The organism is Nonomuraea sp. NPDC005692 (genome assembly GCF_040631115.1).
Taxonomy (GTDB): Bacteria; Actinomycetota; Actinomycetes; order Streptosporangiales; family Streptosporangiaceae; genus Nonomuraea.
The window spans coordinates 1-23,142 of record NZ_JBEXYU010000032.1 but is presented as its reverse complement, the minus strand read 5'-3'; the positions used below and the strand labels follow the sequence as shown (position 1 = coordinate 23,142).

Annotated in this window: 14 protein-coding genes; 8 read left to right on the top strand and 6 right to left on the bottom strand. The window is 74.3% G+C overall.

The window, feature by feature from the left end:
* Positions 1 to 46: 46 nt before the first annotated feature.
* Positions 47 to 6,112 carry a phospholipase A2 gene (locus tag ABZ459_RS41935; RefSeq protein ID WP_357983246.1) on the bottom strand — a complete coding sequence of 2,022 codons (6,066 nt, stop codon included), beginning with the start codon at positions 6,110 to 6,112 and terminating at the stop codon, positions 47 to 49.
* A 228-nt stretch (positions 6,113 to 6,340) separates the two neighbouring features.
* On the opposite strand from ABZ459_RS41935, the gene ABZ459_RS41930 reads away from it, so the two are divergent.
* The 5 genes from ABZ459_RS41930 to ABZ459_RS41910 all read left to right on the top strand — a co-directional run bounded on the left by ABZ459_RS41930 (position 6,341) and on the right by ABZ459_RS41910 (position 11,739).
* Positions 6,341 to 8,110, top strand: coding sequence for an ABC transporter ATP-binding protein (locus tag ABZ459_RS41930; RefSeq protein ID WP_357983243.1), 1,770 nt, complete (start codon positions 6,341 to 6,343; stop codon positions 8,108 to 8,110).
* The gene (locus ABZ459_RS41925; protein WP_357983240.1) at positions 8,107 to 9,972 is read left to right on the top strand and encodes an ABC transporter ATP-binding protein; all 1,866 of its coding nucleotides are present in this window, start codon (positions 8,107 to 8,109) and stop codon (positions 9,970 to 9,972) included. The genes ABZ459_RS41930 and ABZ459_RS41925 overlap by 4 nt, the downstream gene beginning before the upstream one ends.
* Positions 9,969 to 10,349, top strand: coding sequence for a VOC family protein (locus tag ABZ459_RS41920; protein WP_357983237.1), 381 nt, complete (start codon positions 9,969 to 9,971; stop codon positions 10,347 to 10,349). The genes ABZ459_RS41925 and ABZ459_RS41920 overlap by 4 nt, the downstream gene beginning before the upstream one ends.
* A 42-nt stretch (positions 10,350 to 10,391) precedes the next feature.
* The gene (locus ABZ459_RS41915) at positions 10,392 to 11,234 is read left to right on the top strand and encodes an NAD-dependent protein deacetylase (RefSeq protein ID WP_357983234.1); all 843 of its coding nucleotides are present in this window, start codon (positions 10,392 to 10,394) and stop codon (positions 11,232 to 11,234) included.
* 217 nt (positions 11,235 to 11,451) lie between these two features.
* On the top strand, positions 11,452 to 11,739 hold the full coding sequence (locus ABZ459_RS41910; protein WP_352329658.1) for a YchJ family metal-binding protein: 288 nt from the start codon (positions 11,452 to 11,454) through the stop codon (positions 11,737 to 11,739).
* Here ABZ459_RS41910 and ABZ459_RS41905 read toward each other — a convergent pair.
* The 5 genes from ABZ459_RS41905 to ABZ459_RS41885 form a co-directional block, all read right to left on the bottom strand.
* Positions 11,709 to 12,773 carry a DUF917 domain-containing protein gene (locus ABZ459_RS41905; RefSeq protein WP_352329660.1) on the bottom strand — a complete coding sequence of 355 codons (1,065 nt, stop codon included), beginning with the start codon at positions 12,771 to 12,773 and terminating at the stop codon, positions 11,709 to 11,711. The two genes, ABZ459_RS41910 and ABZ459_RS41905, sit on opposite strands and share 31 nt — an antisense overlap.
* Positions 12,766 to 14,283, bottom strand: coding sequence for a hydantoinase/oxoprolinase family protein (locus ABZ459_RS41900; RefSeq protein ID WP_357983231.1), 1,518 nt, complete (start codon positions 14,281 to 14,283; stop codon positions 12,766 to 12,768). The genes ABZ459_RS41905 and ABZ459_RS41900 overlap by 8 nt, the downstream gene beginning before the upstream one ends.
* A gap of 73 nt (positions 14,284 to 14,356) precedes the next feature.
* Complete coding sequence (locus ABZ459_RS41895) at positions 14,357 to 15,676, bottom strand: cytosine permease (RefSeq protein ID WP_357983228.1); 1,320 nt, start codon at positions 15,674 to 15,676, stop codon at positions 14,357 to 14,359.
* Between the two features lie 91 nt (positions 15,677 to 15,767).
* Positions 15,768 to 17,084, bottom strand: a complete 1,317-nt coding sequence (locus tag ABZ459_RS41890) for a hydantoinase/oxoprolinase N-terminal domain-containing protein (protein ID WP_357983225.1) — start codon at positions 17,082 to 17,084, stop codon at positions 15,768 to 15,770.
* Positions 17,081 to 18,157: a DUF917 domain-containing protein gene (locus ABZ459_RS41885; protein ID WP_357983222.1), complete on the bottom strand. Its 1,077-nt coding sequence runs from the start codon at positions 18,155 to 18,157 to the stop codon at positions 17,081 to 17,083. Before ABZ459_RS41885 ends, ABZ459_RS41890 begins: the two co-directional genes overlap by 4 nt.
* Positions 18,158 to 18,246: 89 nt before the next feature.
* On the opposite strand from ABZ459_RS41885, the gene ABZ459_RS41880 reads away from it, so the two are divergent.
* From ABZ459_RS41880 to ABZ459_RS41870, 3 genes are all read left to right on the top strand, one after another.
* The gene (locus tag ABZ459_RS41880) at positions 18,247 to 19,671 is read left to right on the top strand and encodes a helix-turn-helix domain-containing protein (RefSeq protein ID WP_357983219.1); all 1,425 of its coding nucleotides are present in this window, start codon (positions 18,247 to 18,249) and stop codon (positions 19,669 to 19,671) included.
* Positions 19,672 to 19,758: 87 nt separating this feature from the next.
* On the top strand, positions 19,759 to 20,688 hold the full coding sequence (locus ABZ459_RS41875; RefSeq protein ID WP_357983216.1) for an alpha/beta hydrolase: 930 nt from the start codon (positions 19,759 to 19,761) through the stop codon (positions 20,686 to 20,688).
* A gap of 102 nt (positions 20,689 to 20,790) precedes the next feature.
* Positions 20,791 to 22,797: a M14 family zinc carboxypeptidase gene (locus tag ABZ459_RS41870; protein WP_357983213.1), complete on the top strand. Its 2,007-nt coding sequence runs from the start codon at positions 20,791 to 20,793 to the stop codon at positions 22,795 to 22,797.
* The last annotated feature ends 345 nt before the right edge of the window (positions 22,798 to 23,142 follow it).

The following is a 23,142-nucleotide window of genomic DNA, read 5'->3' as shown; positions in this document are numbered from 1 at the left end:
CGGCGGGAGCCTTTCGTGGTAGCTCCCGCCGGTGGCTCATCCTAGGTCACGGGTGGCCGAAGGCGACCACCGAAAGGAAGTACGCGTACGCGATGCGGCGACATGTCCCCTTGAAGAAGTAGTGGGAGCAGACGCCCCAGTACAGGACGTAGTAGAAGATGTAGTCCACCTGGTACTTGCTATGGACATACCCCATATTTCGCAGGGCGTACCCGTAGTCGTGCATCATGCACGCCTGGCGGAAGTCGTAGCCGAGCGGCTTGTCGGGTGACTTGGTGCAGTAGTCGTAGTACACGCCGCGCACCCACCAGCCGGCCGGCGTCTTCTTCCACTGCACGTAACGCCAGCTCCCGTGGTAGTAGGCGTAGCTGACGCCGCAGTGGTTGAAGGCGAAGTGCCAGAAGTTGGTGCACCAGTACCACTTCTTGCCGTCCAGGTCGGCGTTGGAGGTCGGTGACTGGTTGGCGTAGTCGTAGGCGTTGGCGCTGCCGCCCTCCACCGGGTCGGTCTGCAAGAACCGCCCGAGTTTGGGCTGGTAGAGCCGCACGCCCATGAGGATCGTGCCGTCGGGGGTGTCGGCGGCCCGCTCGGCCGCGCCGTGCCAGCCGTAGCGCATCGCGGGCTGGCCGGCGCGCGGGTTGCCGAACTCGTCGAAGTCCAGCGCCAGCGGCACGCCGTCGGCGTGGACCACGTTGATGTCGTCGTGCAGGTTCGTCAGCTGGAGCCGTACGTCCCCGGTCGCCGAGGTGACCGCGGCCAGGCCGCCGGAGATGGAGTGCACGTTCCTGGTGACCGCGCCGCCCTCCACGACCCAGGCGGGTGTGTCGTCGTCGGCGTCGAAGTGCTCGACCCGCCGGCCGGCCGCGCTCCACGTGCCGCCGGACAGCTGCTCCAGCGTGGTGGTGTTGCGGCGCAGCTCCGGGTCCAGCGTGTACGACTGCCGCACCGCCCCTGACGTCATCCGCCGGACCAGGTCGGTGGTGTAGTACTCCGCCTTCAGCCCGGCCGGCGTGGCCGTGGTGCGGCCGTAGGCGTCGTACTCGTAGCCGGCGTCGGCCAGCCGGTCGCCGCCGTCGTAGGCGTGGTTCTCGGTGACCGCCCCCGAGCCGTCGCAGGCGCTCGTGGTCAGCCCGGTCCTGTTGGAGTTGGCGTCGTAGCCGTAGGCCCGGCGCGAGCAGAGGCCGCTCACGGTGTCGTCCACCGAGGCGATCCTGCCCAGTTTGTCGTATCCGATCTTCTGGGCGGACAGCCCGTTGTGGCTCACCTGCTGGCCGTGGATCGACCAGGTCACCGAGTCGTCCAGCAGCCGCACCCCCGCCGCGGTCCGGTAGACCCGCGAGACCGGCGCGCCGGACGGGTCCCGGGCGAGGTCGTAGGACAGGCCGCCCGGCAGGTTCTCGTGGCTGATCGAGCCGTCGACGGTGTACGTGGCGGTGAACGTCCCGGCCACCGAGTCGGTCATGGTGGACAGCGCGCCGCGCACGTCGTCGTAGGCGTAGGTGACCGTCGAGGGCGCGCCGTCGGTCTTCCTGGTGATGCGGTCGAGGGCGTCGTACTCGACCCTGGTCACGCCGCCGTCGGCGTCGGTGTAGGACGTCTGGCGGCCCAGCGCGTCGTACTCGCGGGTGATCGAGGTGCCGTTGGAGGCCGTGGTCCCGACCGCCCGTCCGGCCGCGTCGTAGGTGGTGCTCACCTCGGGCACCGCCGTCCCGGCCCCGCCGGACACGACGGTCCTCACGATGTCGCCCGCCGGATTGTAGGTGGTCGTCGTGGTCCTGGTCACCCCGTTGGCCGTCTCGGTCACCGACGACACGCGGCCGCCGGGCTCGTAGGCGTACACCTTGGTGACCAGCTCGGCGGGACGGGTGCCGCTGTCGCCGACGCCCGTCCTCGACTTCGTCCGGCACAGCTGCCCGGCCCACTCTGCCTTGCCGCCGCAAGCGCCGGTGCCGTCGGCGGTGTAGTACTCGCTGGTCGTGGTGCCCGCGTCGTCGCCCGACGACTTCGGCATCGTGGTGGCGACCACCCGCCCGTCGGAGTCGTACGTCGTGGTCCTGGTGATCGCCAGGCCGCCGGGGTCCTCCACCGTCTTGACGCTCTTGCCGGTGTTCCAGTCGTAGTACGTCCGGCTCGTCCGCACGTCGGCGTCGGAGGCCGCGCCGGGCACGTACGCGCCCACCGCGACCGTCGTGGCCAGGTTCGACACCTTGGCGTCGGCCGGCCGGCCCTCGTCGAAGGTGTTGACCGTGTGCTTCCTGGCCGCGACCTGGGCGCCGTTCAGCGTGACCAGGTGCAGCGGGCCCAGCTCGGAGACCATCCGCTGCCCGTCGGAGCTGTAGGCGGACTCCTCGGCCAGCAGCCGTGCCCGGTCGGCGGGCGAGGCGTTGAGCAGGCCGAGCCGGGTCAGCTCGGCGCCGGCGTCCGGCGTCTGACCGAGGGCGAGCGCCCTGTTGCCGGCCGACAGCGACGACACCGTGTTGCCCTGGGCGTCGTACTGGCTGGTGGAGACCGCGCCGCCGGGCTCCACCCGGTTGACCGTCTGCCCGGAGGCGTTCAGGTAGGTGATCGTGGCGCGGCCGTAGTCGGAGGCGGCCAGGCCGCCGCGCCCGGTGTGGTTGGCCGGCACCTGGTCGGCCGGGAAGATCGCGGTCGCGTCCACCGGGGAGTCGTTCTGCCCCCAGGCGGTCGTGGCCGTCTCGCTCATCCCGTACGGCGCCCCCGTCCCGCTGATCGGCACGTCGTAGACCACCGACGTGACCGCGGTGCCGTTCGTCTCGCTCGGCGTGCCGGGCCGCAGCGTCGGGCGGGAGACGGCGAGCAGCATGCCGTCGGCGGCGGTGTCGGCGTTGCCCGCCTTGCCGTAGCCGAACGTCCACGGCAGCTCGCCGGGCGGGGTGTAGCGGTTCACCCGGCCGCCTAGGTCGTAGTCGTAGCGCGTCCTGATGCCGGGGGTGGCCGGGTTCCACTGCTCGCGCAGGCGGCCCAGGTCGTCGTAGCGGTACTCCGACAGGCCCAGCGGCGCGCTCGCGCCGCCCTCCCACAGGCTGATCGCCTTGACCTGCCCGGCCACGTCGCCGAGCTGCGCGCCCGCGGTCGTGGTCGTCGCGTAGTCCAGCCTGATCAGGCGGCAGCCCTGCGGCAGGCTCGCCAGCGTGTCCACGTCGCAGTCGGCCTGCGTGTACGACGGCGCGATGATCTTGATCGGCCGGGCCAGCGCCTTGCCGTCCGAGCCGGTCACCGACTGCCACACGAACGCCGTGCTGCCCTTGCCGCTGGCCGGGTAGACCGCCCGCACCAGGTAGATCGGCGCGGCGGCGTCCACCTTGGCGAACACCGTGCGCTCGGCGGAATTCGTGTCCGACAACGTGTAGCGGTCGGCCGCGGCGTCGAAGGTCAGCTTCAGGCCCGCCGCGTCCTGCTGCGGCTCGTACGAGCCGTCGGCGTTCTTGGTGAAGGCCACCGCCGAGCCCTCGCCGCTCAGCTCGACCGAGGTGGAGGAGGTGGCCCGGAGCTGGGCGAACGTGCCCTGACCCGACTGGGCGAGCCCGGTCGGCGTCCACTCGGTGCCGAAGATCGCCGCCACGCCCGGCAGCGCCGAGCCCTTGCGCGGGTCACGCGAGGAGAACGAGCGCATCAGGCCGATGCCGTACACGTTGGCGTCCGTGGCGGCCATCCTGAAGTCGCCGGTCAGCGTGTTGACCGAGCCGGGGCCGACCGGCTGGGTGGAGGCGCCCTCGCCGTCCCGGTCCACGACCAGGTCCACCGGCTGGGAGGCGGCCGTGCCCGAGGAGGTGACGAACTCGGCCCTGATCTCGATCGAGCCGTCCTCGGCCAGCGTGTGCGTGGTGTCCCAGACCAGCTCGGGCGAGGCGCCCGCGCTCATCGCCACCGGCCAGGCGACCGCCGACCCGTCGGACTTCCTGCGCACGTCGGCCGCCGGTACCTGGTGCCAGGAGTCGGCCTCGCCGCGCCGGTAGGAGAAGGCGACCGCGCTCAGCCCCGCGCTGCCCGTGGCCGACAGGACCGTCCGGCGGGCGGTGGACTGCCCGTCCTTGGGCGAGGTGACCGCCGAGCCGCCCACGTTGAACGCGTACGTCGCCGCCGGCGACAGGTTGCCCGCCTTGTCCTTGACCCACGCCTTGAGGGTGTGCGGGCCGTCGGCGGGCGGCGTCCAGCTCACCGTGTGCGGCGCGCCTGAGCTGGCGGCGGACTGCTGGGCGCCGCCGTCGAACGACCACAGCACCGAGGACGCGTCGGCCGAGGCCGGGGTGATGGTGAACTGGCCGGCCTGACCGGCGCCCTTGGCCCACGCGTCCTCCGGGTAGTCGCCGGAGGACACCTCGGGGGCGGGCGGCGGGGCGGCGTCCACCGTGAAGGCGAACCACGCCGACCAGGGACCGTAGTCGGTGCCGTCGTGCGAGCGCACCCGCCAGGCGTACGACGTGCTCGCCAGGGCCGTGCCGGCCTTCCAGGAGGCGGTGGCGCCGTTCGCCACGTTCGCGGCCGAGCCGCCGGTCACCTTGGTCGCGTGGTCGGCCGTCCAGATCTCGAAGTCGGCCCGCTGCGCCTGCCCGTCGGCGTCGCTCACCTTGGCCGACAGCGTCGGCTGCGCCGCGCCCACCACGGCCGGACTGGCGCACACCGAGCAGGGCGCGACGGCCAGGGCCGACGGCGTGCCCGGCAGCGTGTTGTAGGTGATCGCGATGTTGGGGTTGTTGGCGAAGCGCTTCCAGTAGTAGTTGTCGGTCTCGCTGCCGGCCTTGACCATGAAGGTGACCGACGTGCCGTTCGCGCTCACCACGCTCTGCACCGCGCTGGTGACGTCCCAGCCGACCCAGGCCGCCGGGCAGCTCGACGCGCCGCCCTGACCGGCCGACGACCAGCCGTAGGCGACGTTCTTGGCGCCGATGTTCAGGTTCGAGGCGGGCTGGTTGTTCCACGTCGTGCCCGAACCGACGGCCGCGGTCCTGTGCAGCTCGACGTTCCGCGCCGAGCAGGACCAGGCCCACGTCTCCTTGATGTTGAACGTGGCCGCCGTGATGTGCTTGCCGGCCAGGCCCGACAGGCCCATGTTGAAGAACGAGCGCCGCTTGTAGCCGCCGCCGTTGCTGGTGCCGGCCGTCGCGTCGTTCGTCGAGTTCCAGTACGCGCTGGAGGGATAGGCCGAGTCCACGTACGTCCAGCCGGACTTGGCCGAGGTGAAGCTCGGGTCGATCGTCACCGGGTAGACCGTGGCGGGGTCGGCCAGCAGCGCGGTGTCGGTGGTGACGCGCAGCTCGCGGCCCGACAGCCGCACGCCCATCCTGGCCCGCCGGCCCGGCTGGGCGGCCAGCGCCGGGGTGGCCGGGTTGCGGGTCATGGCCGACTCGGCGGCGGCGTCCCACATCTCCGGCGCCGCCGAGCCGAACACCGGCTCGCCCTCGGCGTCGAGGATCGAGACGTTGCCGTGCTTGTCGGTCCTGGCCTCGCCCTTCTTCACCGACGTGGCGAACCTCAGCTCCTTCAGCGCCGGGTTCGCCGCGGCCTGCCGGGTCTTGACGACGAGCTTCTCGGCGAAGCCGTCCACGTCGGCGGTCAGCACCAGGTCCACGCCCGGCAGCACGTCGGGGTAGGTGGCGGTGGCGCCGTCCAGCACCGGCTCGGGCAGGGCGCCGAGCGGCGTGCCGAGGGTGAGCCGGGTGCCCCGCTCGGTGGCGGTGACCAGGGGGCCGTCGCCGCCGCCGGAGAAGCTGTAGGAGACCGCGGCGGCCTTCGGCGCGACCGTGCCGTCCTGGCTCGCCGCCAGCGTCGGGTCGGCGGGCACCCACGCCTCGCCCCGCCTGACCCGGACCGGGCGGTAGCGGTGCTCCTGGGTGACCGTGCCGGCCGGGTCGACGAAGAACTCGTCGGTCTCGGTGGTCAGCGAGACCGCCCTGACGCGCTTGCCGCAGACCGCGGCGGCCAGCCGGGCGGAGATCTCGGTGGGCATCTCGTCCGGGCAGACGACCGCCGCCCGGGCCTTGGCGGGCGCGGGCGGGGCGGCCCGCGCGGGCAGCGGCACGAGGGCCGTGGACGTCAGCAACAGGACGACGAGCGGCGGTAAGGGAGTCAGCCGCCTGGGTTTCTTCAACACCGTCCAACCTCCGCGGGGGGTGTAAGGCCGTTCGGTGCTCAGCGTGAGCAGCGGCTGTATAGGCGGCGTATAGATCCCGTAGGCGGCCAAAACCTGTTGCGGCGCGGCGCGGGCGGCTGTTGTACTTCCCGGCGGCACCGGTCGCCGGACAAAGGAGCGGATCGATGAGGACAGCGTTCATGACCTCCCAGCACAGGACACCCACCTATTCAGAGGGCATGACGCTTCTTGAGATCTCCGCTCACCAGGACGCATCCGCATGTAGATAGACCCGGCCGGCAGGCCCTGCGCCACCTGCGGCCCACCCCGCGCGCCGCGCTCGCGCTGGGCGCCGCCACCGCCGCGGCCACGGCGCTGCCGCTGGCCGCGCCGCACGTCACCCGCCGCTTCGTCGACGACGCCGTCGCCGGCGCCGGGCTGCGCCACCTGGTCCTGATCGCGCTCGGCTACCTCGGCCTGGCCGCCGCCGGTCAGGCCGCCCGCATGGCCGCCGCCTGGCTCGCCGGCCGCCTGGCCTGGGACGGCACCAACCGCCTGCGCGAACACCTGGCCGGGCACGTGCTCGGCCTCGACCTGGCCTTCCACGCCCGCCACTCGCCCGGCGAGCTGATCGAACGCGTCGACGGCGACGTGGCGGCCGTGGCCGACTTCGTCGTGGCCTTCGTCCTCGACGTCGTGGCCGGGCTGTTGTTGCTGGCCGGTGTGCTCGCCGTCGTGTTCACCGTCGACTGGCGGCTGGGCGCGGCGCTGCTGGCGTACTGCCTGCTGATCGGGCTCGCCATGACCGGCGCACAGCGGCTCGCCGTGCCGTCGGCGACCCGGTCGCGGGAGGCGAGCGCCGCGCTCTACGGCCACCTCGAAGAGCGGCTGGCCGGGGCCGAGGACCTGCGGGCCAACGGCGCGGGCGGGCACGCGCTCGGCCGCTTCCACCAGGTCGCCGGGGCCTGGTTCCGCGCCGAGTGGCACGGCTCGCGCATCGCCGGCGGCCTGCTCGCGGCCACGAACGTGGCGTTCGCGGCCGGGACCACGCTGATGCTCGCCCTGGCCGCCTGGCTGCTGGACGCCGGGGCGCTCACGGTCGGCACCGCCGTGCTGCTCTTCCAGTACACCCTGATGATCCGCACGCCGTTCGAGCGGCTGATCGACCAGCTCAGGCAGTTCCAGGGGGCGCTGGCCGGGTTCGCCCGCATCGGCTCCCTGCTGGCCGAGCGGCCCGCGCTGCCCGTCCACGCCGCGCCCCGGCCGCTGCCCGCCGCCGGCGCGCTCGGCCTGCGGCTGGACGACGTGAGCTTCGCCTACCCCGACGACGGCGAGACCGCGCTGTCGGGCATCACCCTCACCCTGGCCCCCGGCGAACGCCTGGGCCTGGTGGGACGCACCGGCAGCGGCAAGACCACCCTCGCCAAGCTGCTGCTGCGCCTGTACGACCCGACCGGCGGCACGGTCGAGATCGGCGGCCTCGACCTGCGCGAGTCCGACCCCGAGTCGCTGCGCCGCCGGATCGGCGTGGTCACCCAGGACGTACGGCTGTTCGCCGGCAGCGTCCGCGACAACCTCACGCTGTTCGGCGCCCTGACCGACCCCCGCCACGACGACGCCCGCTTGCTGGAGGTGCTGGCCGGGGTGGGGCTCGGGGGCTGGATCGCCGCGCTGCCCGGCGGGCTCGACGGCGAGCCGGGCGGCCTGTCCGCGGGGGAGGCCCAGCTGCTCGCCTTCGCTCGGGCCTTCCTGGCCGACCCCGGCCTGGTCATCCTGGACGAGGCGTCCAGCAGGCTCGACCCGGCCACCGAACGGCACGTCGAGGACGGCGTACGGCGGCTGCTGGACGGGCGGACCGGCGTGCTCATCGCGCACCGGCTCTCCTCCCTGGCGCACGTGGACAAGATCGCCGTGCTGGAACGCGGCAAGCTCGTCGAGTACGGACGCCGCGCCGATCTGGCCGCCGACCCCGGCAGCAGGTTCGGCCGGCTCCTGGACGCCGCGGGGGTGAGCCGGTGAGCGCGCGCCGGGCTCAGGTTCGGCCGGCTCCCGGCCGCCGCCGGGACGAGCCGGTGAGCGTGCGCCGGGCCCTGGGCGTGACGGGCCGCCTGATCGGCTTCGACGTGCGCCTGTACGTGCTGCAGATCCTGCTGTGGCTGCCGGTCCACGTGCTCCCGCTCGGCGGCGGCCTCGTGCTGCGGCAGCTCTTCGACCAGATCAGCGGGCACAGCCCGGCGACGCTGCGGCAGTCGTTGTGGTTGTGCGCGGCGTTCGCGGGCGTCGAGCTGGTGCGCGGGATCGTCCTGGTGTTCGCCTGGTCCTACGGCTCCTACTGGTGGGACGCGGCGGCCACGCTGCTGCGCGCCAACGTGCTGGGCTCGGTGCTGACCGCGCGCGGCCCGGTCGCCGCCCGGTTGCCGCGCTCCCCGGGCGAGTCGCTGGCCCGGCTGCGCGACGACGTGGCCGAGCTGGTCGAGCTCGCCGACGAGTCGGTGCCCCTGGCCGGGGGCGTGCTGTTCGGCGGGGCGGCGCTGGCGGTCATGGTCTCGATCGATCCCGTCGTCACCGTGACGCTGGTCGTGCCGATGCTCGCGATCGGCGTGCTGAGCAGGCTCATGGGACGGGTGATCAGGCGGCGGCACCAGCGGGCCAGGGAGCTGGGCGCGGGCGTGACCGCCTTCGTCGGCGAACTGTTCGGCGGCGTGCTCGCGATCAAGACGGCCGGGGCCGAACGGGCGGCACTCGAACGCCTGCGCACACTCAACGCCCGCCGCCGGGACGCCGCCGTACGCAGCCGCCTGGCCACCGACCTGCTGGAGGCCGCCACGGGCACCACGGTCGAGCTGGGCGTCGGCGTCGTGCTGCTGCTGGCCGCCGGGGCGATGCGGCGCGGCGAGTTCACCGTGGGCGACCTCGCGCTGTTCACCAGCTACGTCGGCTGGCTGACCGCGCTGCCGCGCACCATCGCCTCCGTCCTGTACCGCCTGCCCAGGGCGGACGTCTCGGCCGAGCGCCTGACCGCCCTCCTCGCCCCCCACCAGAACACCACCGACCTCACCCACAACCACCCCCTCCACCTCCGTGCCACCCCGCCCGCACCTCCGGCGGAGCCGCCCCCGAGCGGCGAGGGGCCGGCCGCGCCGACGCTGGAGGTGTTGGAGGTGCGGGGGTTGAGTGTGCGGCATCCCGGTGGGCGCGGGGTGCAGGACGTGGACCTGACGCTTCGGCGCGGCACGTTCACCGTCGTCACCGGGGCCGTCGGCGCGGGCAAGACCACGCTGGTGCGCGCCCTGCTCGGCCTGCTGCCTCTGGACGCCGGGACGATCTCCTGGAACGGCCGCCCGGTGCCCGACCCCGGCGCGTTCCTGGTGCCCCGACGGGCGGCGTACGCGAGCCAGATCCCGCGCCTGTTCTCGGAGACCCTGCGCGAGAACCTGCTCCTCGGCCTGCCCGCGGGCGACGCCGACCTGGCCCGCGCCCTGGAGCTGGCCGCCTTCGAGGACGACCTGGCCGCCATGCCGGACGGCCTGGAGACCGTCGTCGGTCCCCGGGGTGTGCGCCTGTCCGGCGGTCAGGTGCAGCGCGCCACCGCCGCCCGCGCCCTGGTCCGCGCCCCGGACCTGCTCGTGGTGGACGACGTGTCGTCCGCCCTCGACGTCGGGACCGAGAACCTGTTGTGGGAGCGCATCGCCCGGCACGGCCCCGCCACGCTGCTGGTGGTCTCCTCCAGGCGGGCCGCGCTCGAACGCGCCGACCAGGTGGTCGTCCTCGACCGGGGCCGGGTCGCGGGACGCGGGCCGCTGGGGGAGCTGCTGCGCACGTGTCCAGAGATGCGGAGACTATGGAACGGAGAGCCGATCGAGGAACGAGGGAGCACATGAGGATCGACCGCCTGGACCACCTGGTGCTGACCGTCGCCGATGTTGAGGCCGCGGTGCGCTTCTACACCACGGTGCTGGGGATGGAGGCGGTGACGTTCGGCGAGGGGCGGCGGGCGCTGGCGTTCGGGCAGAGCAAGATCAATCTGCACGAGGCGGGCCGCGAGTTCGAGCCGAAGGCGGCCCGGCCCGCGCCGGGCAGCGCCGACCTGTGCCTGATCACCGCTGACCCCATCGAGACGGTCATGGACGAGCTGGCCCGCCACGGCGTCGGGATCGAGGAGGGCCCGGTGGAGCGGACCGGAGCGCTCGGCCCCATCAGGAGCGTCTACCTGCGCGACCCGGACGGGAACCTGGTCGAGCTCAGCAACTACCTCTGACCGGGCATCATGGATGGTGTGCAAGAGACTGCGACAGCACCCGTGACGGCATCCGCAGCGGCACCCGTGGCGGCGCCCGCCATCGCGTCGCTGGCCGAGCTGGTGGCCGGTGGCGGTGTCGTGGTGCTCAGCGGGGCCGGACTGTCCACCGAGTCCGGCATTCCCGACTACCGGGGCCCGACCGGGCGGTCCCGGCGCGCCGAGCCGATGACGTACCAGCGTTTCACCGGCAGCGCCGAGGCGCGCCGGCGCTACTGGGCGCGCAGCCACGTCGGCTGGCGGCAGATCGGCCGGGCCGCCCCCAACGCCGGCCATCGCGCGGTGGCCGAGCTGGAGCGGCGCGGCCTGCTGGCCGGCATCGTCACCCAGAACGTCGACGGGCTCCACCAGGCCGCCGGCGCGCGCCGGGTGATCGAGCTGCACGGCGGCCTCGACCGCGTCGTGTGCCTGTCGTGCCGCGAACGCACCCCGCGTGCCGAGCTGGAGCGCCGCCTCAGCGCGGCCAACCCGCGCTGGGCCGCCGAGGGCCACGTCAACCCCGACGGCGACGCGGCCCTCACCGACGCCCAGGTCGCCGGGTTCCAGGTGGTCGACTGCGTCTCCTGCGGCGGCCTGCTCAAGCCCGACGTGATCTTCTTCGGCGAGAACGTGCCGAGGGATCGGGTGGCGGAGTGCTTCGCGCTCGTGGGCGGGGCGCGTTCGCTGCTCGTGCTGGGGTCGTCGCTGGCGATCAGGTCGGGGCTGCGCTTCGTCACCAGGGCGGCCGAGCTCGGGCTGCCCGTCGCCATCGTCAACCAGGGCCCGACCGGCGCCGACGCCGACGCGGCGCTCCTGCTCGACGCCCCGCTCGGGGCGACCCTGACCGAGCTGGCCGCCCGCCTCTGACCCCACACCCGCACCCGGCCGGGCCGCAAGAGCGGCCCAGGGGGGGCATGGGAGGGCACGCGGGGGCGGCACGGGGCTGGCACGGGGGTGGCGCGGGGGCGGCACAATGGGGGGCATGCCTCCTCGTCCATGCCCCTGTGGTCTGCCCGCGTCCTATGCGGACTGCTGCGGGAGATACCACCGCGGTGAGGGGTCGGCCCCCACCGCGGAGTCGCTCATGCGGTCCAGGTTCAGCGCGTTCGCCGTGGGTGACGAGGCCTATCTCATGGCCACCTGGCATCCCGCCGACCGCCCGGCCCGCCTCGACCTCGACAGGAAGGTCGCGTGGACGGAGCTGGAGGTGCTGGAGAGCACCGGCGGCAGCCCCGTCCACACCGAGGGCACGGTGCGGTTCCGCGCCCACTTCGTCAACCGGCGGGTGCCGGGGGTGCTCGACGAGCACAGCAGGTTCGTCCGGCTCGACGGCCGCTGGGTCTACGCCGGGGTCGTGGCGAGCGGCCGGTAGTCGCAGTCGTACCCGAAGTACCGCGGCCCGGCCAGCTCCAGCCCGCCCGGCGAGGTCCAGCGCGGGTCGCAGGGCACGGCGATGACCGTGACGCGCAGGCCGTAGCGCATGGCCTCGGTGGTGACCGGCTCGCCCGAGTCGGTGTCCAGCACGCAGATCAGGTCGGGCGTGGTGGCCACGATCTCGCCGTCCCGGCGGGCCAGCAGGTGCTCGTTCTGGAAGCTGAGCTCCAGCGTGCCGGTGCCCTCCAGGCGGGCCTGGCCGCGGGCGAAGCCGCCGGTGGTGCGGCGCTCGACGTCCACGACCTTGCCGGTGAACAGCTTCAGGCCGCCCAGCACGTCCAGGGCCGCCGCCACCGGGTCGGCGTGCCCGGCGCGGGCCAGCCGCACGGCCCGGCCCAGGTCCTCGGCCAGCGTCAGCGTGGCCGGCACCAGACCGTCGCGCAGCTGGTCGCCGCGCATGACGGTGTCGGCGCAGGAGACCTGGCAGCCCATCTGCACGCACGCCGCCCTGGCCAGGCGCTCGGCCCACACGTTGGACACCGTCTCCAGCACCAGCGTGTTGCCCTTGTCGTCGGCCAGCGCCATGGGCGTGTTCGGCACGCCGATCAGCGTCGGCAGCACCATCTGCGCCTCGGGGAAGGCGCGGCCCATCGCGTCGCCGTCCACGATCGGCAGGCCCGCCTGGGCGGCGGCGGCGATCGGGATCATCGAGTTCACGCCGCCGACCTCGATGGGCACGATGTGCGTGGCCGGACGGCCGAGCACCGCCTCCAGGGCGCGCAGCGCGGTCAGCTCCTCGGTGCCCGCCGGCAGCTTCTCCAGCAGCACGGTCGGCGCCCCCATGCCCGAGACCGCCACGACGGTCGCGTCCGCGGGCACCTCGTCGATGGCCACCAGCGGCACGGGACCGTGCCTGCGGATGGCCTCGCGGGCCAGCAGCTTGCCCACGTACGGGTCGCCGCCGCCGCCGGTGCCGAGGATCCCGGCGCCGCGCGCCATGTCGTCCAGCCGGTCGATTCCGATCTCACGCATCGATCTTCTCCAGGTCCAGGTCGCCGACGGCCTTCACCCTGATCCGGGTGGCGTCGCCGGGCAGGTAGGCGAGCGGCAGCTCCTCCACGTCCACGATCCGCACGCTGCCCGCGCGGGCGCCGCCGCGCTCGGCGCGGATGATCGCCTCGCTCTTGGCCTCCTCCAGGATGCGCTCGCGCGGGCCGGAGAAGACCCGGTCCACCTCGCCGCCGACCTGGGCGATGGCCGCGCCGACCGCGTTGGCCACCTCGAAGTGCGCCGGGCGGCGCACGTCGTCGAAGCCCGGCAGCTCCTGGATGAGCACGCTGCCGCCGCCGACCAGCACGACGGGCAGCGGCGCGGACGAGGTGCGCATGCGGTCGACCGCCTCTGAGACGCGCTCGGCGATGAGCTTGAGCGGGCGCTGCGGGTCGACGTGGGCGACCCTGTCGCGGTCGCCGATGTCGGCCAGCCCGGCGGCCACGGCCAGGTCGGTGGCGGTCAGCGTGCCGCCGCCGAACACCAGCGCCTCCTCGGTCAGCCGGTAGCCGACGCTGCGCGGGCCGGTGGTGCCGTCCTCGGCGACCAGCGAGCCGCCGCCGATGCCGATCGACAGCACGTCGGGGATGCGGAAGTTGGTGCGCACCTCGGCGACCAGCGCCTCCCCGGCGGCCTCCCGCGGGAACCCGCCGACCAGGATGCCCACGTCGGACGTGGTGCCGCCGATGTCCACCACCGCGCAGTCGGTCAGCCCCGACAGGTACGCCGCGCCGCGCATCGAGTTCGTCGGCCCCGACGCGAACGTGGCCACCGGGTAGCGGCGCGCCTGCTCCACGTCCATGAGGGTGCCGTCGTTCTGGGACAGGAACAGCGGCGCGTCGATCCCGGCCACCCGCAGCGCCTCGCCGAAGGCGGCCACGGTCCGGCCGGCCAGCGGGCGCAGGGCGGCGTTCACGATCGTGGCGTTCTCCCTGGCCAGCAGGCCGACCCGGCCGATCTCGCAGGACAGCGACAGGTGCACCTCGGGGCCCAGCTCGGCGGCCAGGATCCGCGCGGCCTCGCGCTCGTGGGCGTCGCTGACCGGGGAGAACACCGAGGAGATCGCGACCGTGCGCAGGCCGCGCCGCCTGATGTCGGCGGCGACGCCGCGCAGCTCGTCCGGGTCGAGGGGGGAGATGGAGGCGCCGTCGTACTCGCAGCCGCCGTGGCACAGGTAGACCGCGCCCTCGACCGCCCGGCGCAGGCGGTCGGGCCAGTCCACCAGCGGCGGCAGGGCGGCCGTGGCGGGCAGGCCGAGCCGGACGGCCGCGACCGGCTCCAGCCGGGCGGCCTCGACCAGGGCGTTGACGAAGTGGGTGGTGCCGATCATCACCGCGGACACCCGGGTGGCGCCCAGGCCGGCCAGGGCCGCGGCGACGCCGCCCGTGACGTCCGCGGTGGTGGGGGACTTGACGGTGGCCAGCACCTGGCCGTCGTCGCCGATGAGGGCGGCGTCGGTGTTGGTGCCGCCCACGTCGATGCCGATACGCATGAAGGAGGACTCTCTTCTCGGACGGTGGGCGCGGGCCGCGCGACTCTCGGACGGTGAGCGCGGCCCGCGACTCTCAGACGGTGAGCGCGGGCCGCTCGACGGGGACCTCGCGGGTGCCGCGGACCAGGCCGAGCCGGCCCGCGACGACGTAGCCCAGGCCCGCGAGGATCAGGGAGTTCAGGGCCGGGATGCCGATCCACTGGTAGTGGTCGCTGAGCCAGCCGACCAGCGCGGCGGCGGCCCAGATGACCAGCGTGGCGGGCACCCACGTCGGCTCGGTCTCGGGCAGCGTGCCGGTGGCGCGCGAGGCGTCCAGCACCGGGCGCCAGCGGCGCACCACGAAGTACTCGGCGACCATGATCCCGGCCACGGGGGGCGTGATGACGCCGAGGATCAGCAGGAAGTCGGTGAAGCGCTCCAGGATCCCGGCGGCGGCCAGCACGCTGCCCAGCACGCCGATGCCGACGGTGACCGCGACCCGGTTCAGCCGCACCCCGACCGTCGACTCCACGGCGTTGAGCAGGCCGAGCGCGGCGGAGTACAGGTTCCAGTTGTTGATCTTCACGGTGGCCGAGATGAGGACGATGACGCCGATCACGCCGGAGGAGGCCGTGATGATCGCGATCACGTCCGAGGACTTGACCGCGTAGGCCAGCAGCACGCCGGCCAGGCCGAGCACGTACTCGCCGAGGGAGATGCCGACGAGGGTCTGCTTGACGACGTCGCCGGTGTTGCGGTTGAACCTGGTCATGTCGGGCGTGGTCACCGCGCCGATGATGTAGGAGCCGGCCACGATGGTGGCGCCGGTCGCGATGCTGATCGGCTCACCGAACGGCGGCGACGCCACCAGCGACCCCAGGTCATGTCGCGAAATTTCCACCCACATCGCCCAGCCGGCCAGGCCGAGGAACGCCGGCACGGTGATGAACGCCGTCATCCCCATCGCCTTGAACCCTCGGATGACCAGCAGCGTCACGCCGATGCCCGCGATCATGGCCCACCCCCAGAGCGGCAGCCAGGACATGATCGAGTGCAGGCCCGAGGCGAAGACCGCGGTCTGCACGCCGAACCAGCCGAACAGGCTCAGGGCGATGATCACGCCGATGATCGTGGAGCCGTACCGGCCGAAACCGGTCCAGCGGGCCAGCATGGAGGTGGACAGGCCCTCGCGCATCCCGGCGATGCCGACGAAGATGCACACCACCTCCAGGATCACCGAGCCGAGCGTGAACGCCCAGAACGCCCCCCAGAACGACAGCCCGGCGCCGAGCGTGGCGCCCAGCAGGAACTGCGTCAGGTCGGAGAGCTGGCCGAACCGCTGCACGGCCACGTTGAACCAGGAGTAGCGGGCGGCCTGCGGCACCCGCTCCAGGGGGTAGTCGGAGTCGGTCATGGTGGTCTTCCTTCGCGTCGGGGGGTCGTGGCGGGGGCTCACGAGCGGGGGGCTCACGAGCGGCTGGTCACAGGGCTGGTCTCAGGGCTGGTCACAGGAGTGAGGGCGGTCCGGCGGCGCGGGCGCGCAGCCGGACGAACGGGCCGGGCAGGTAGGCGAGCGGGATCTCCTCCACGCCGATGACCCGCACCCGCCGCGGATCGGCCCCGGCGCGGACGGCCGCCGCCCTGGCCTCCTCGGCGACGGGTTCGAGCGCGGCCGGCAGCGCCGAGCGGTCGGGCAGGCGGACGATGCGCTCGTACTGGCCGCCGACCGGGCTGACCGCCGCGCCGATGGCGCCGGCCGCCGGCCCGTGCTCGGGATGCAGCCCCTCCGGCACGGCGTGCTCACCGCCGCCCACGACCACGAGCGGCAGCAGCCCGGCACCCGGCTGCAGCCGGTCCACGGCCTCGGCCAGCTCCGTCGGGTCGACCGGCCGCGGCACCCTGATCAGCCCGGGGATGCGCAGCCCGACGGGCACGCCGCCGATGTCCGCGCCGCCCACGGCCTCCTCCGGATAGCCGCCGGCCAGCACGCCGACACGGACGCGGGTCGCGCCCACGTCGGCGACCACCGCGTCACCGAGCCCGGTCAGCGCGCCGGCGCCGCGCAGCACGCTCGCCGGGCCGCTGCCCAGGCTGAGCCCGGGATGGCGGGCCAGGTGCTCCAGGCTCATCAGCGTGCCGTCGCCGCGGGTCACGAACACCGCCGCCCCCGGGCACAGGCCCGCCAGCGCGGTGGCCAGCCCGCCGGAGACCGCGCCCGCGAACCCCGACAGGGCGGCGTCCAGCACGGTCGCGTTCTCGCGTTCCAGCAGGCCGAGCGAGCCGAGGTCGGCCGACAGCGCGATCGGCACGTCCTCGCCCAGCTCCGCCCGGACGATCTCGGCGGCCTCGCGCTCCTGCTCGCCGTCCAGGGGCGAGAACAGGCCCGCGACGGCGACGGCCTGCGCGGTGCCGGCCACTCCCGCGGCGAAGCGGGCCACGGCGTCGCGGTCGAGGGGCGTGCGGTCCTCGCGGTCGAGGCCGCCGCCGCCGTCCACGACGGCGGTGCCGGCGTTCACCGCGGCGCGCAGGTCGGGCGGCCAGCCGGACAGCGGGCGCACCGCGGTCGCCGACACGCCCGCGATGCGCAGCACGGCCACCTTGCGCAGCCCGGACCGCCTGGTCACGGCGGTGGCGGCGCCACGCAGGCCGACGGCGACCTGGACCGGCTCGCCGTCCATCGGCAGGCGTTCCAGCGCGGCGCGCACGCCGGCCACCGGGTCGCCGGGGATCGACGCGATCTTGACGGTGGCCAGCACCCGGCCGTCGTCGGCGACGACGGCCGCGTCGGTGTTGGTCGGCCCGACGTCCACCCCGGCCCTCACGCCCCCGCCTCCCGCCCGGTGGACCCGGTGGGGGAGGGGCTGAGGGCCGTGCCCGCCGGGGTTTCCGGCGTCGCGGGGACGGGGGGCACGGCCGGTGGGGGAGGGGTGGGAAGTCCGGTGAGACCGAACGCGGCGGGCCCGGCCAGCCGCAGCCCCTCGGGGGTGTGCCAGACCGGGTCGCAGGGGACGCGCACCACGCTGACCCGCAGCCCGTACCGGACCTGCTCGGCCTGGACGACCTCGCCCGTACGCGTGTCCAGCATCGCGATCACGTCGGGCACCACGGCCAGCGGCACGCCGTCCTCGACGACGGCCAGGAACTCGCTGCCCGCCTGGACGCGGACCAGCCGCCCCTGGTCGTACCCGAGCCCTTCGACCAGGATCGACCCGGACGTCTCCGCGACCTTGCCGGTGACCAGCGGGTCGGGCAGCCGCGTCCCCAGGCGCACGGCCCGGCTGACCGACCCGAGCGCGGTGGAGGCGGCCACCTGGTCGCCGCGCATGATGTACTCGCTGGTCGCGACCTGGCCGCCGAACGCCTCAAGCGAGGCCCGTACCAGCCGTTCCAGCCAGCCGCCGGTCACCCGGTCGACGACGACGGTCCGGCCGCGCTCGTCGCACAGCACGGCCGGGGTGGGCGCGATGCCGCGCAGCTGCATCACCGTCTGGTCCATGCGGGGGAAGGCGCGGCTCATCCCGTCGGCGTCCACCAGCGGCAGGCCGACGCGGGCCGCCCAGGCCACCGCCAGGCAGCCGTTGGCGCCGCCGATCTCGCTGGCCAGCACCGCGCCGACGGGCGCGCCGTACAGCTCCTCGATCTTGTCACGCAGGTAGACGGGCTCGTCGGTGCCGCCGACGCGTTCGGACATCACGGCCGAGGAGCCCGCGGTGCCCACGGGCATGACCAGCAGCTCGGGGTCCAGCTCGGCGGGCTGCACGACGCGTACCGGCCCGTGGTCCTCCAGCGCCTGCAGCGCCGCGGCGCGGGCGATGGTCACGGGACCGCCGCCGCCCGAGCCGAGCACGGCGCAGCCGCGGGCGAAGGCGGGCAGCAGCCCGGTGTCGAGGTCCATGCTGACGAGGTTACGAAGCCGCAGGTCAAGCCGGATGTTCCCGCCGCACCTTTTTGCCGGGCTTCGTGTGCCGATGGCACACTGATGGCATGTTCCTGCTGGAAGAGCTGCGTCCGCTGGCCGGGCCGGGCGTGCCGGCGGCGGCCTCCGGCGTGCGCCTGGTGGAGGACCTGGGCCGGATCGCGGGCCAGCCGCCGGGGTCGGTGCTGGTCCTGACGGGCGCGGCCGCGCGGCAGGCGGCCGGCTACCGGCTCGACGTCGCGCTGCGCGACGCGGCCGCGGCCGGCGCCGTGGCGCTCGTGCTCACCGCGGAGTCCGCGGCGGCCCTGGAGGCCCTGGAGGCCGCGGTCGACCGGAGCGCCGCCGCGCTGGCCGAGCGGGGCGGGGTCGCGCTGCTGGCGGCCGACGGCGACCTGGCGGAGCTGGTGGTGGCCATCGACCGGGCCGTCGCGGGCGACGCCGCCGAGGCCCTGGTCCGTACGGCGCGCGCCGCCGAGGCCGTGGCGGGGGCGGGCGGCGTCCCCGAGCGCATCGCGGAGGCGGCCGGTGCCGCTCTCGGCCGTCCCGTCCGGGCCGAGGGCGGCACGTTCACCGCCCGGACGGGCGGGCCCGCCGGCACGCACTTCGACCGGGCCGCCGGGATCGTGCTCAGGCTCGCCGCCCTGGCCGCCGCCGCGGGCCCGTCCGACGAGCTGCCCGGACGCTCCCGCGCCCAGCTGCTCACCGAGCTGCTGGTCGCCCCCGAGAACCAGGCGCAGGAGCTGGCCCCCCGCGCCAGGGCCCTCGGCCTGCCGATCGACGACTGGCACGTCGTCCTGCGCCTGGAACCCGCGAAGGACCCCGCCAAAACCCCGGACGCCGCCGCGGACGGCCCGGCCGACGGCGGCCAGGAACGCTACGCCCTGCTGGAGACCGCCGCCTCGCGGGCCGTGCGCGCGGCCCGCGAGCTGGGCGGCGCCGCCTGGAACGCCGCGCTCGCCGGCGACGCGCTCATCGTGGTCCGCAGCCAGCGGCGCGACCAGGGCAGGGCGGGCCTGCGCGAGGCGGTGCGCGACGCCGCCCGCCTGCTCGACCGGGTCCGCCCGGCGGGCGCCGAGCTGCGTTGCGGGGTCAGCACCGCCCACCAGGGCCTGCTCGGCCTGCGCACCTCCGCCTCCGAGGCGCGTACGGCCCTGCGCCGCAGCACCCTGCCGCTGGCCACCTACGACCTGGCCGGCCTCGACCGGATGCTGGAGGAGTGGTACGCCTCCGACGCCGCCCAGCACGCCGTCAGGGAGCTGCTGCAACCGATCCTCGACCTCGGCGGCGAGCGGGCCGCCCACCTCCTGGCCATCCTGCGCGCCTACCTCGACCACAACGGCTCGCCCGCCCGCGCCGCCGAGGAACTGCACCTGCACCGCAACGCCGTCAGCAGGAACGTGCGCCGCATCGAGACCCTGCTCCAGGCCGACCTCGCCGACCCGCGGCAACGCCTGGCCCTCCAGCTGGCCTGCCGCGCGGCCTCCTCCCGCTGAAGGACGGCACTCCGGGACCCCGCTCCCAGCCCGCGTTCGCCCGCCAGGACGAGGAAACCCGGCGGCCGGCTCCCTAGATTCGGTGGCATGAGAAGAGCGCGGCGGACGGCCGCCTGGTGCGCGGGGCTGCTGCTGGTGGCCGCCTGCGCGGGGCTCGGCTACGAGACCGCCGCCCGGCGCGGCGACGCCACCCGCTACCCGCCCCCGGGCCGCCTGGTGAACGTCGGCGGCCACCGCCTGCATCTGCGCTGCACGGGGTCCGGCGGCCCGGTGGTGGTGCTGGAGGCGGGCCTGGTCGAGTCCAGCGCGAGCTGGGAGGTGGTCCAGCGGCGGCTGTCGGCCGGGCTGCGCGTGTGCTCCTACGACCGGGCCGGCTACGCCTGGAGCGAGGAGGGCCCGGGGCCGCGCACGGCGGGCCGGGCGGCCGGGGAACTGCGCGCGCTGCTGGCCGCCGCGGGCGAGCCCGGCCCGTACGTCCTGGCCGGGCACTCCTACGGCGGCCAGATCGTCCGCCTGTTCGCCGCCCGGTACCCGGACGTGACGGCGGGCCTGGTGCTGATCGACGCCACCGACGAGGGGGCCGTGGCGGCCATGCGGGTGTCCCGGCCGCTGATGGCCGCCCAGCTCACCGCCAACCAGGCGCTGGCCAGGATCGGCCTGCTCCGGCTGGCCGGGGACCTCCTGGTGCCCGGCGACGCCACCCCCGCGGCGCGCGCCGCCGCCCCCGTCGTCTACGGGCCGGGCAGCATGGCCGCCGCCAGGGCCGAGGCGTGGGCCTCGCTGGACAGCGCGCGGGAGGTCGCCGGGACGGCGGAGGGGCCGGGCGGGCCGCCGGTCGTGGTCGTCATCCCGTCCGGCGGGCCGCGCAGCGCCCTCGACCAGGCCCGACGCGTGGCCGCCCGGTCCACGCGCGGCCGGGTGGTGGTGGCCGGCACCTCCGAGCACTACGTGCACCATCGGCAGCCCGATCTCGTCGTCGCGGCGATTCGGGACGTCGCCGCCTCCACAGAAAGGTGAAACTGGGTCTTGCCGGTTGGGTCAAGTCGGCTTTCAATGATCGGGATACCGGTGATCCTGGAGGAGCCGATGCGTGGCTTGAGGGCGTCCGCAGTCATCTTGATGATCGTCGTCTCGACGTTCCTCGCCTCCGGGCCGTCGTCGCTGCCGGCGGTGGCGGGGCCGGCCGATCCCGAGCCGGCGTCGCTGGTCACGCTCTCCGTGCCCGACAGGGCCGCGATGGAGCGGCTGGTCGCCTCCGGCGCCGACCTGACCGAGCGGGTCCGTCCGCAGGCCGACGGCAGCGTCCAGGTGGACGCCGTGCTCACGGCCGGCAAGCTCGCCGAGCTGAGGGCGATCGGCGTGGGCCTGGCGTCCGGCACGCCGCCCGCCGCGCGGCAGGCGCCGTCCGCCACCGCCGCGCAGGACCAGATCGTCATCGAACGGGCCGTCTGGTACAAGTCCCGCGACGGGTACTTCCTGTCGGTCGAGGCCAGCAGCAGCGCGGGCGAGACGGCCGAACTCACCGCCACCTGGACGGGCCGCCGCGGCGCCACCGGCCAGGTCGCGATGGTCCCGTACGTGGACGCCGGCGCCTACCTGGGCCACCAGTTCAGCACGCCCGCCCCGGTGACGGCCGAGCCGCAGCGCGTCACGGTCACCTCGGCGACCGGCGGCAAGGCCGAGGCCCGCGTCCGGGAATGGCCCGACGGGGAGCGCCCCGACCACCGGGCGCCGGGCTACCAGAAGGACTTCGTCACCCAGTACATGCCGCCCGCCCAGCTCAACGAGCGCATCCAGGCGCTGCACCGGCGGTACCCGGCCCTCACCGACGTCATCCCGCTGCCCAATCTCACCAACGGCTACCGCCGCCGCGCCCAGGCGCTGATCGGCACGCCGCCCGGCGCCGCGATCGTGGTCACCTCCGACGCCTACGGCTCCGAGGGCGGCAACGACCTGTCCGTCGAGTTGGCCGCCCCCGGCGCGCCGGACCGGCCGATCCAGGTGAGCGTGGCCGGCAGGCAGGTGACGGTGAGCCTGGCCACCGACGGCTCCGGCACGCCGGTCAGCACCGCCGCCCAGGTCGTCGCCGCGATCAACGCCACGGCGGGCACCGGGCTCAAGGCCGCCGCCTACCGCACCGACCCCGGCGCCGGCGTCATGGCCGCGGCCCCCGCCACCCGGCTCACCGACTCGCTCAAGGCGCCCGCCGACGTCTCCCGCAGGCCCATGCGGGTGCTGGCGCTGCGCGTCGGCGTCCACCGCGACGGCTCGCGCACCGGCGTGCTGGCCTACGCCCAGGAGCACGCCAGGGAATGGGTGGCGCCGCTGGTCACCGTAGAGGCCGCCGAGCGGCTGCTGCGCAACTACGCCCGCGACCCCGCCACCCGCAGGCTGCTGCAGCGCACCGACATCTTCATCGTCCCCACCGTCAACCCCGACGGCGCGAACTACAGCTTCTACGACTTCAACGGCCAGCGGAAGAACATGACCAACCACTGCCCGGCCGCGCAGTCCGACCCGGCGCAGCGCAACACCTGGGGCGTGGACGTCAACCGCAACTACGCCGTCGGCTCCCTGTCGGACGGCTACTTCGGCGCCTCGGCCAACTGCCAGAGCGGCACGTACGCCGGCCCGGCCGAACATTCGGAGCCGGAGAGCCGCAACGTGATGTGGCTGGCCGAGACGTACCGCAACATCCGGTTCGCCATGAACGTGCACAGCTACGGCGGGTACTTCATGTGGCCGCCCGGGGCGTACAAGCTCGACGGCCGGGTGGCGCTGCCCAGGCCGAGCGCCCAGGAGGAGGCGTACTTCATGCGCTCGGCCCGCACGATCGAGCAGGCCATCGCCGCCGAGCGCGGCACGGTCATCTGGCCGCAGCAGACCGGGCCGGTGACCGACGTGCTCTACTCGGCGGCCGGCAACTCCGCCGACGAGCTCTGGTACGACCACGGCATCTACGGCTGGGACTTCGAGGTCGGCGCCGACCTGTGGAACCCGACGGCCCGGACGTGGGAGGGCGTGGGCTTCCAGCCGCCGTTCGAGGAGGGGCACGCCGAGGCGATGGAGTTCGCCGCGGGCCTGATCTCGCTGGTGGGGGTGGCGGCCGACTACCGGAGGCCGTGACCGCCGCGCGGTTCGTGCCCAGGTCATGGCGTTCGCGGGGGCCGGGAATGCCCGCGCGTTGCCCGGGGTTTACATACGGACACCCCGCGCCAGTGACCTGGGCTTTTGCCCATGTTGGGGTTGCTTGCCCGGGGTTTACGGTACAGGGGTAGATCTTTGCCCGTTTTAGGGTGTTTGGTTTGCGTTTGTCCGTTTCTTGGGTTAGTGTTGTACCTATCGGCGGGTGAGTGACCCATTCGGGTCCGCCCCCATTGCGCTCCACGTAGCGACCGATGGCGTTTGTGCCCGGCTACGACCTTCATGTCTTGTCTGAGTCAAGCGAGCGCATGCCCCCCTGATGATCGA

Coding starts and splice junctions, on each gene's coding strand:
- ABZ459_RS41920 (WP_357983237.1), top strand. CDS start 9,969: ATGAGGATCGACCGCCTGGACCACCTGGTGCTGACCGTCGCCGATGTT.
- ABZ459_RS41910 (WP_352329658.1), top strand. CDS start 11,452: ATGCGGTCCAGGTTCAGCGCGTTCGCCGTGGGTGACGAGGCCTATCTC.
- ABZ459_RS41905 (WP_352329660.1), bottom strand. CDS start 12,773: ATGCGTGAGATCGGAATCGACCGGCTGGACGACATGGCGCGCGGCGCC.
- ABZ459_RS41900 (WP_357983231.1), bottom strand. CDS start 14,283: ATGCGTATCGGCATCGACGTGGGCGGCACCAACACCGACGCCGCCCTC.
- ABZ459_RS41895 (WP_357983228.1), bottom strand. CDS start 15,676: ATGACCGACTCCGACTACCCCCTGGAGCGGGTGCCGCAGGCCGCCCGC.
- ABZ459_RS41885 (WP_357983222.1), bottom strand. CDS start 18,157: ATGGACCTCGACACCGGGCTGCTGCCCGCCTTCGCCCGCGGCTGCGCC.
- ABZ459_RS41880 (WP_357983219.1), top strand. CDS start 18,247: ATGTTCCTGCTGGAAGAGCTGCGTCCGCTGGCCGGGCCGGGCGTGCCG.
- ABZ459_RS41875 (WP_357983216.1), top strand. CDS start 19,759: ATGAGAAGAGCGCGGCGGACGGCCGCCTGGTGCGCGGGGCTGCTGCTG.
- ABZ459_RS41870 (WP_357983213.1), top strand. CDS start 20,791: ATGATCGTCGTCTCGACGTTCCTCGCCTCCGGGCCGTCGTCGCTGCCG.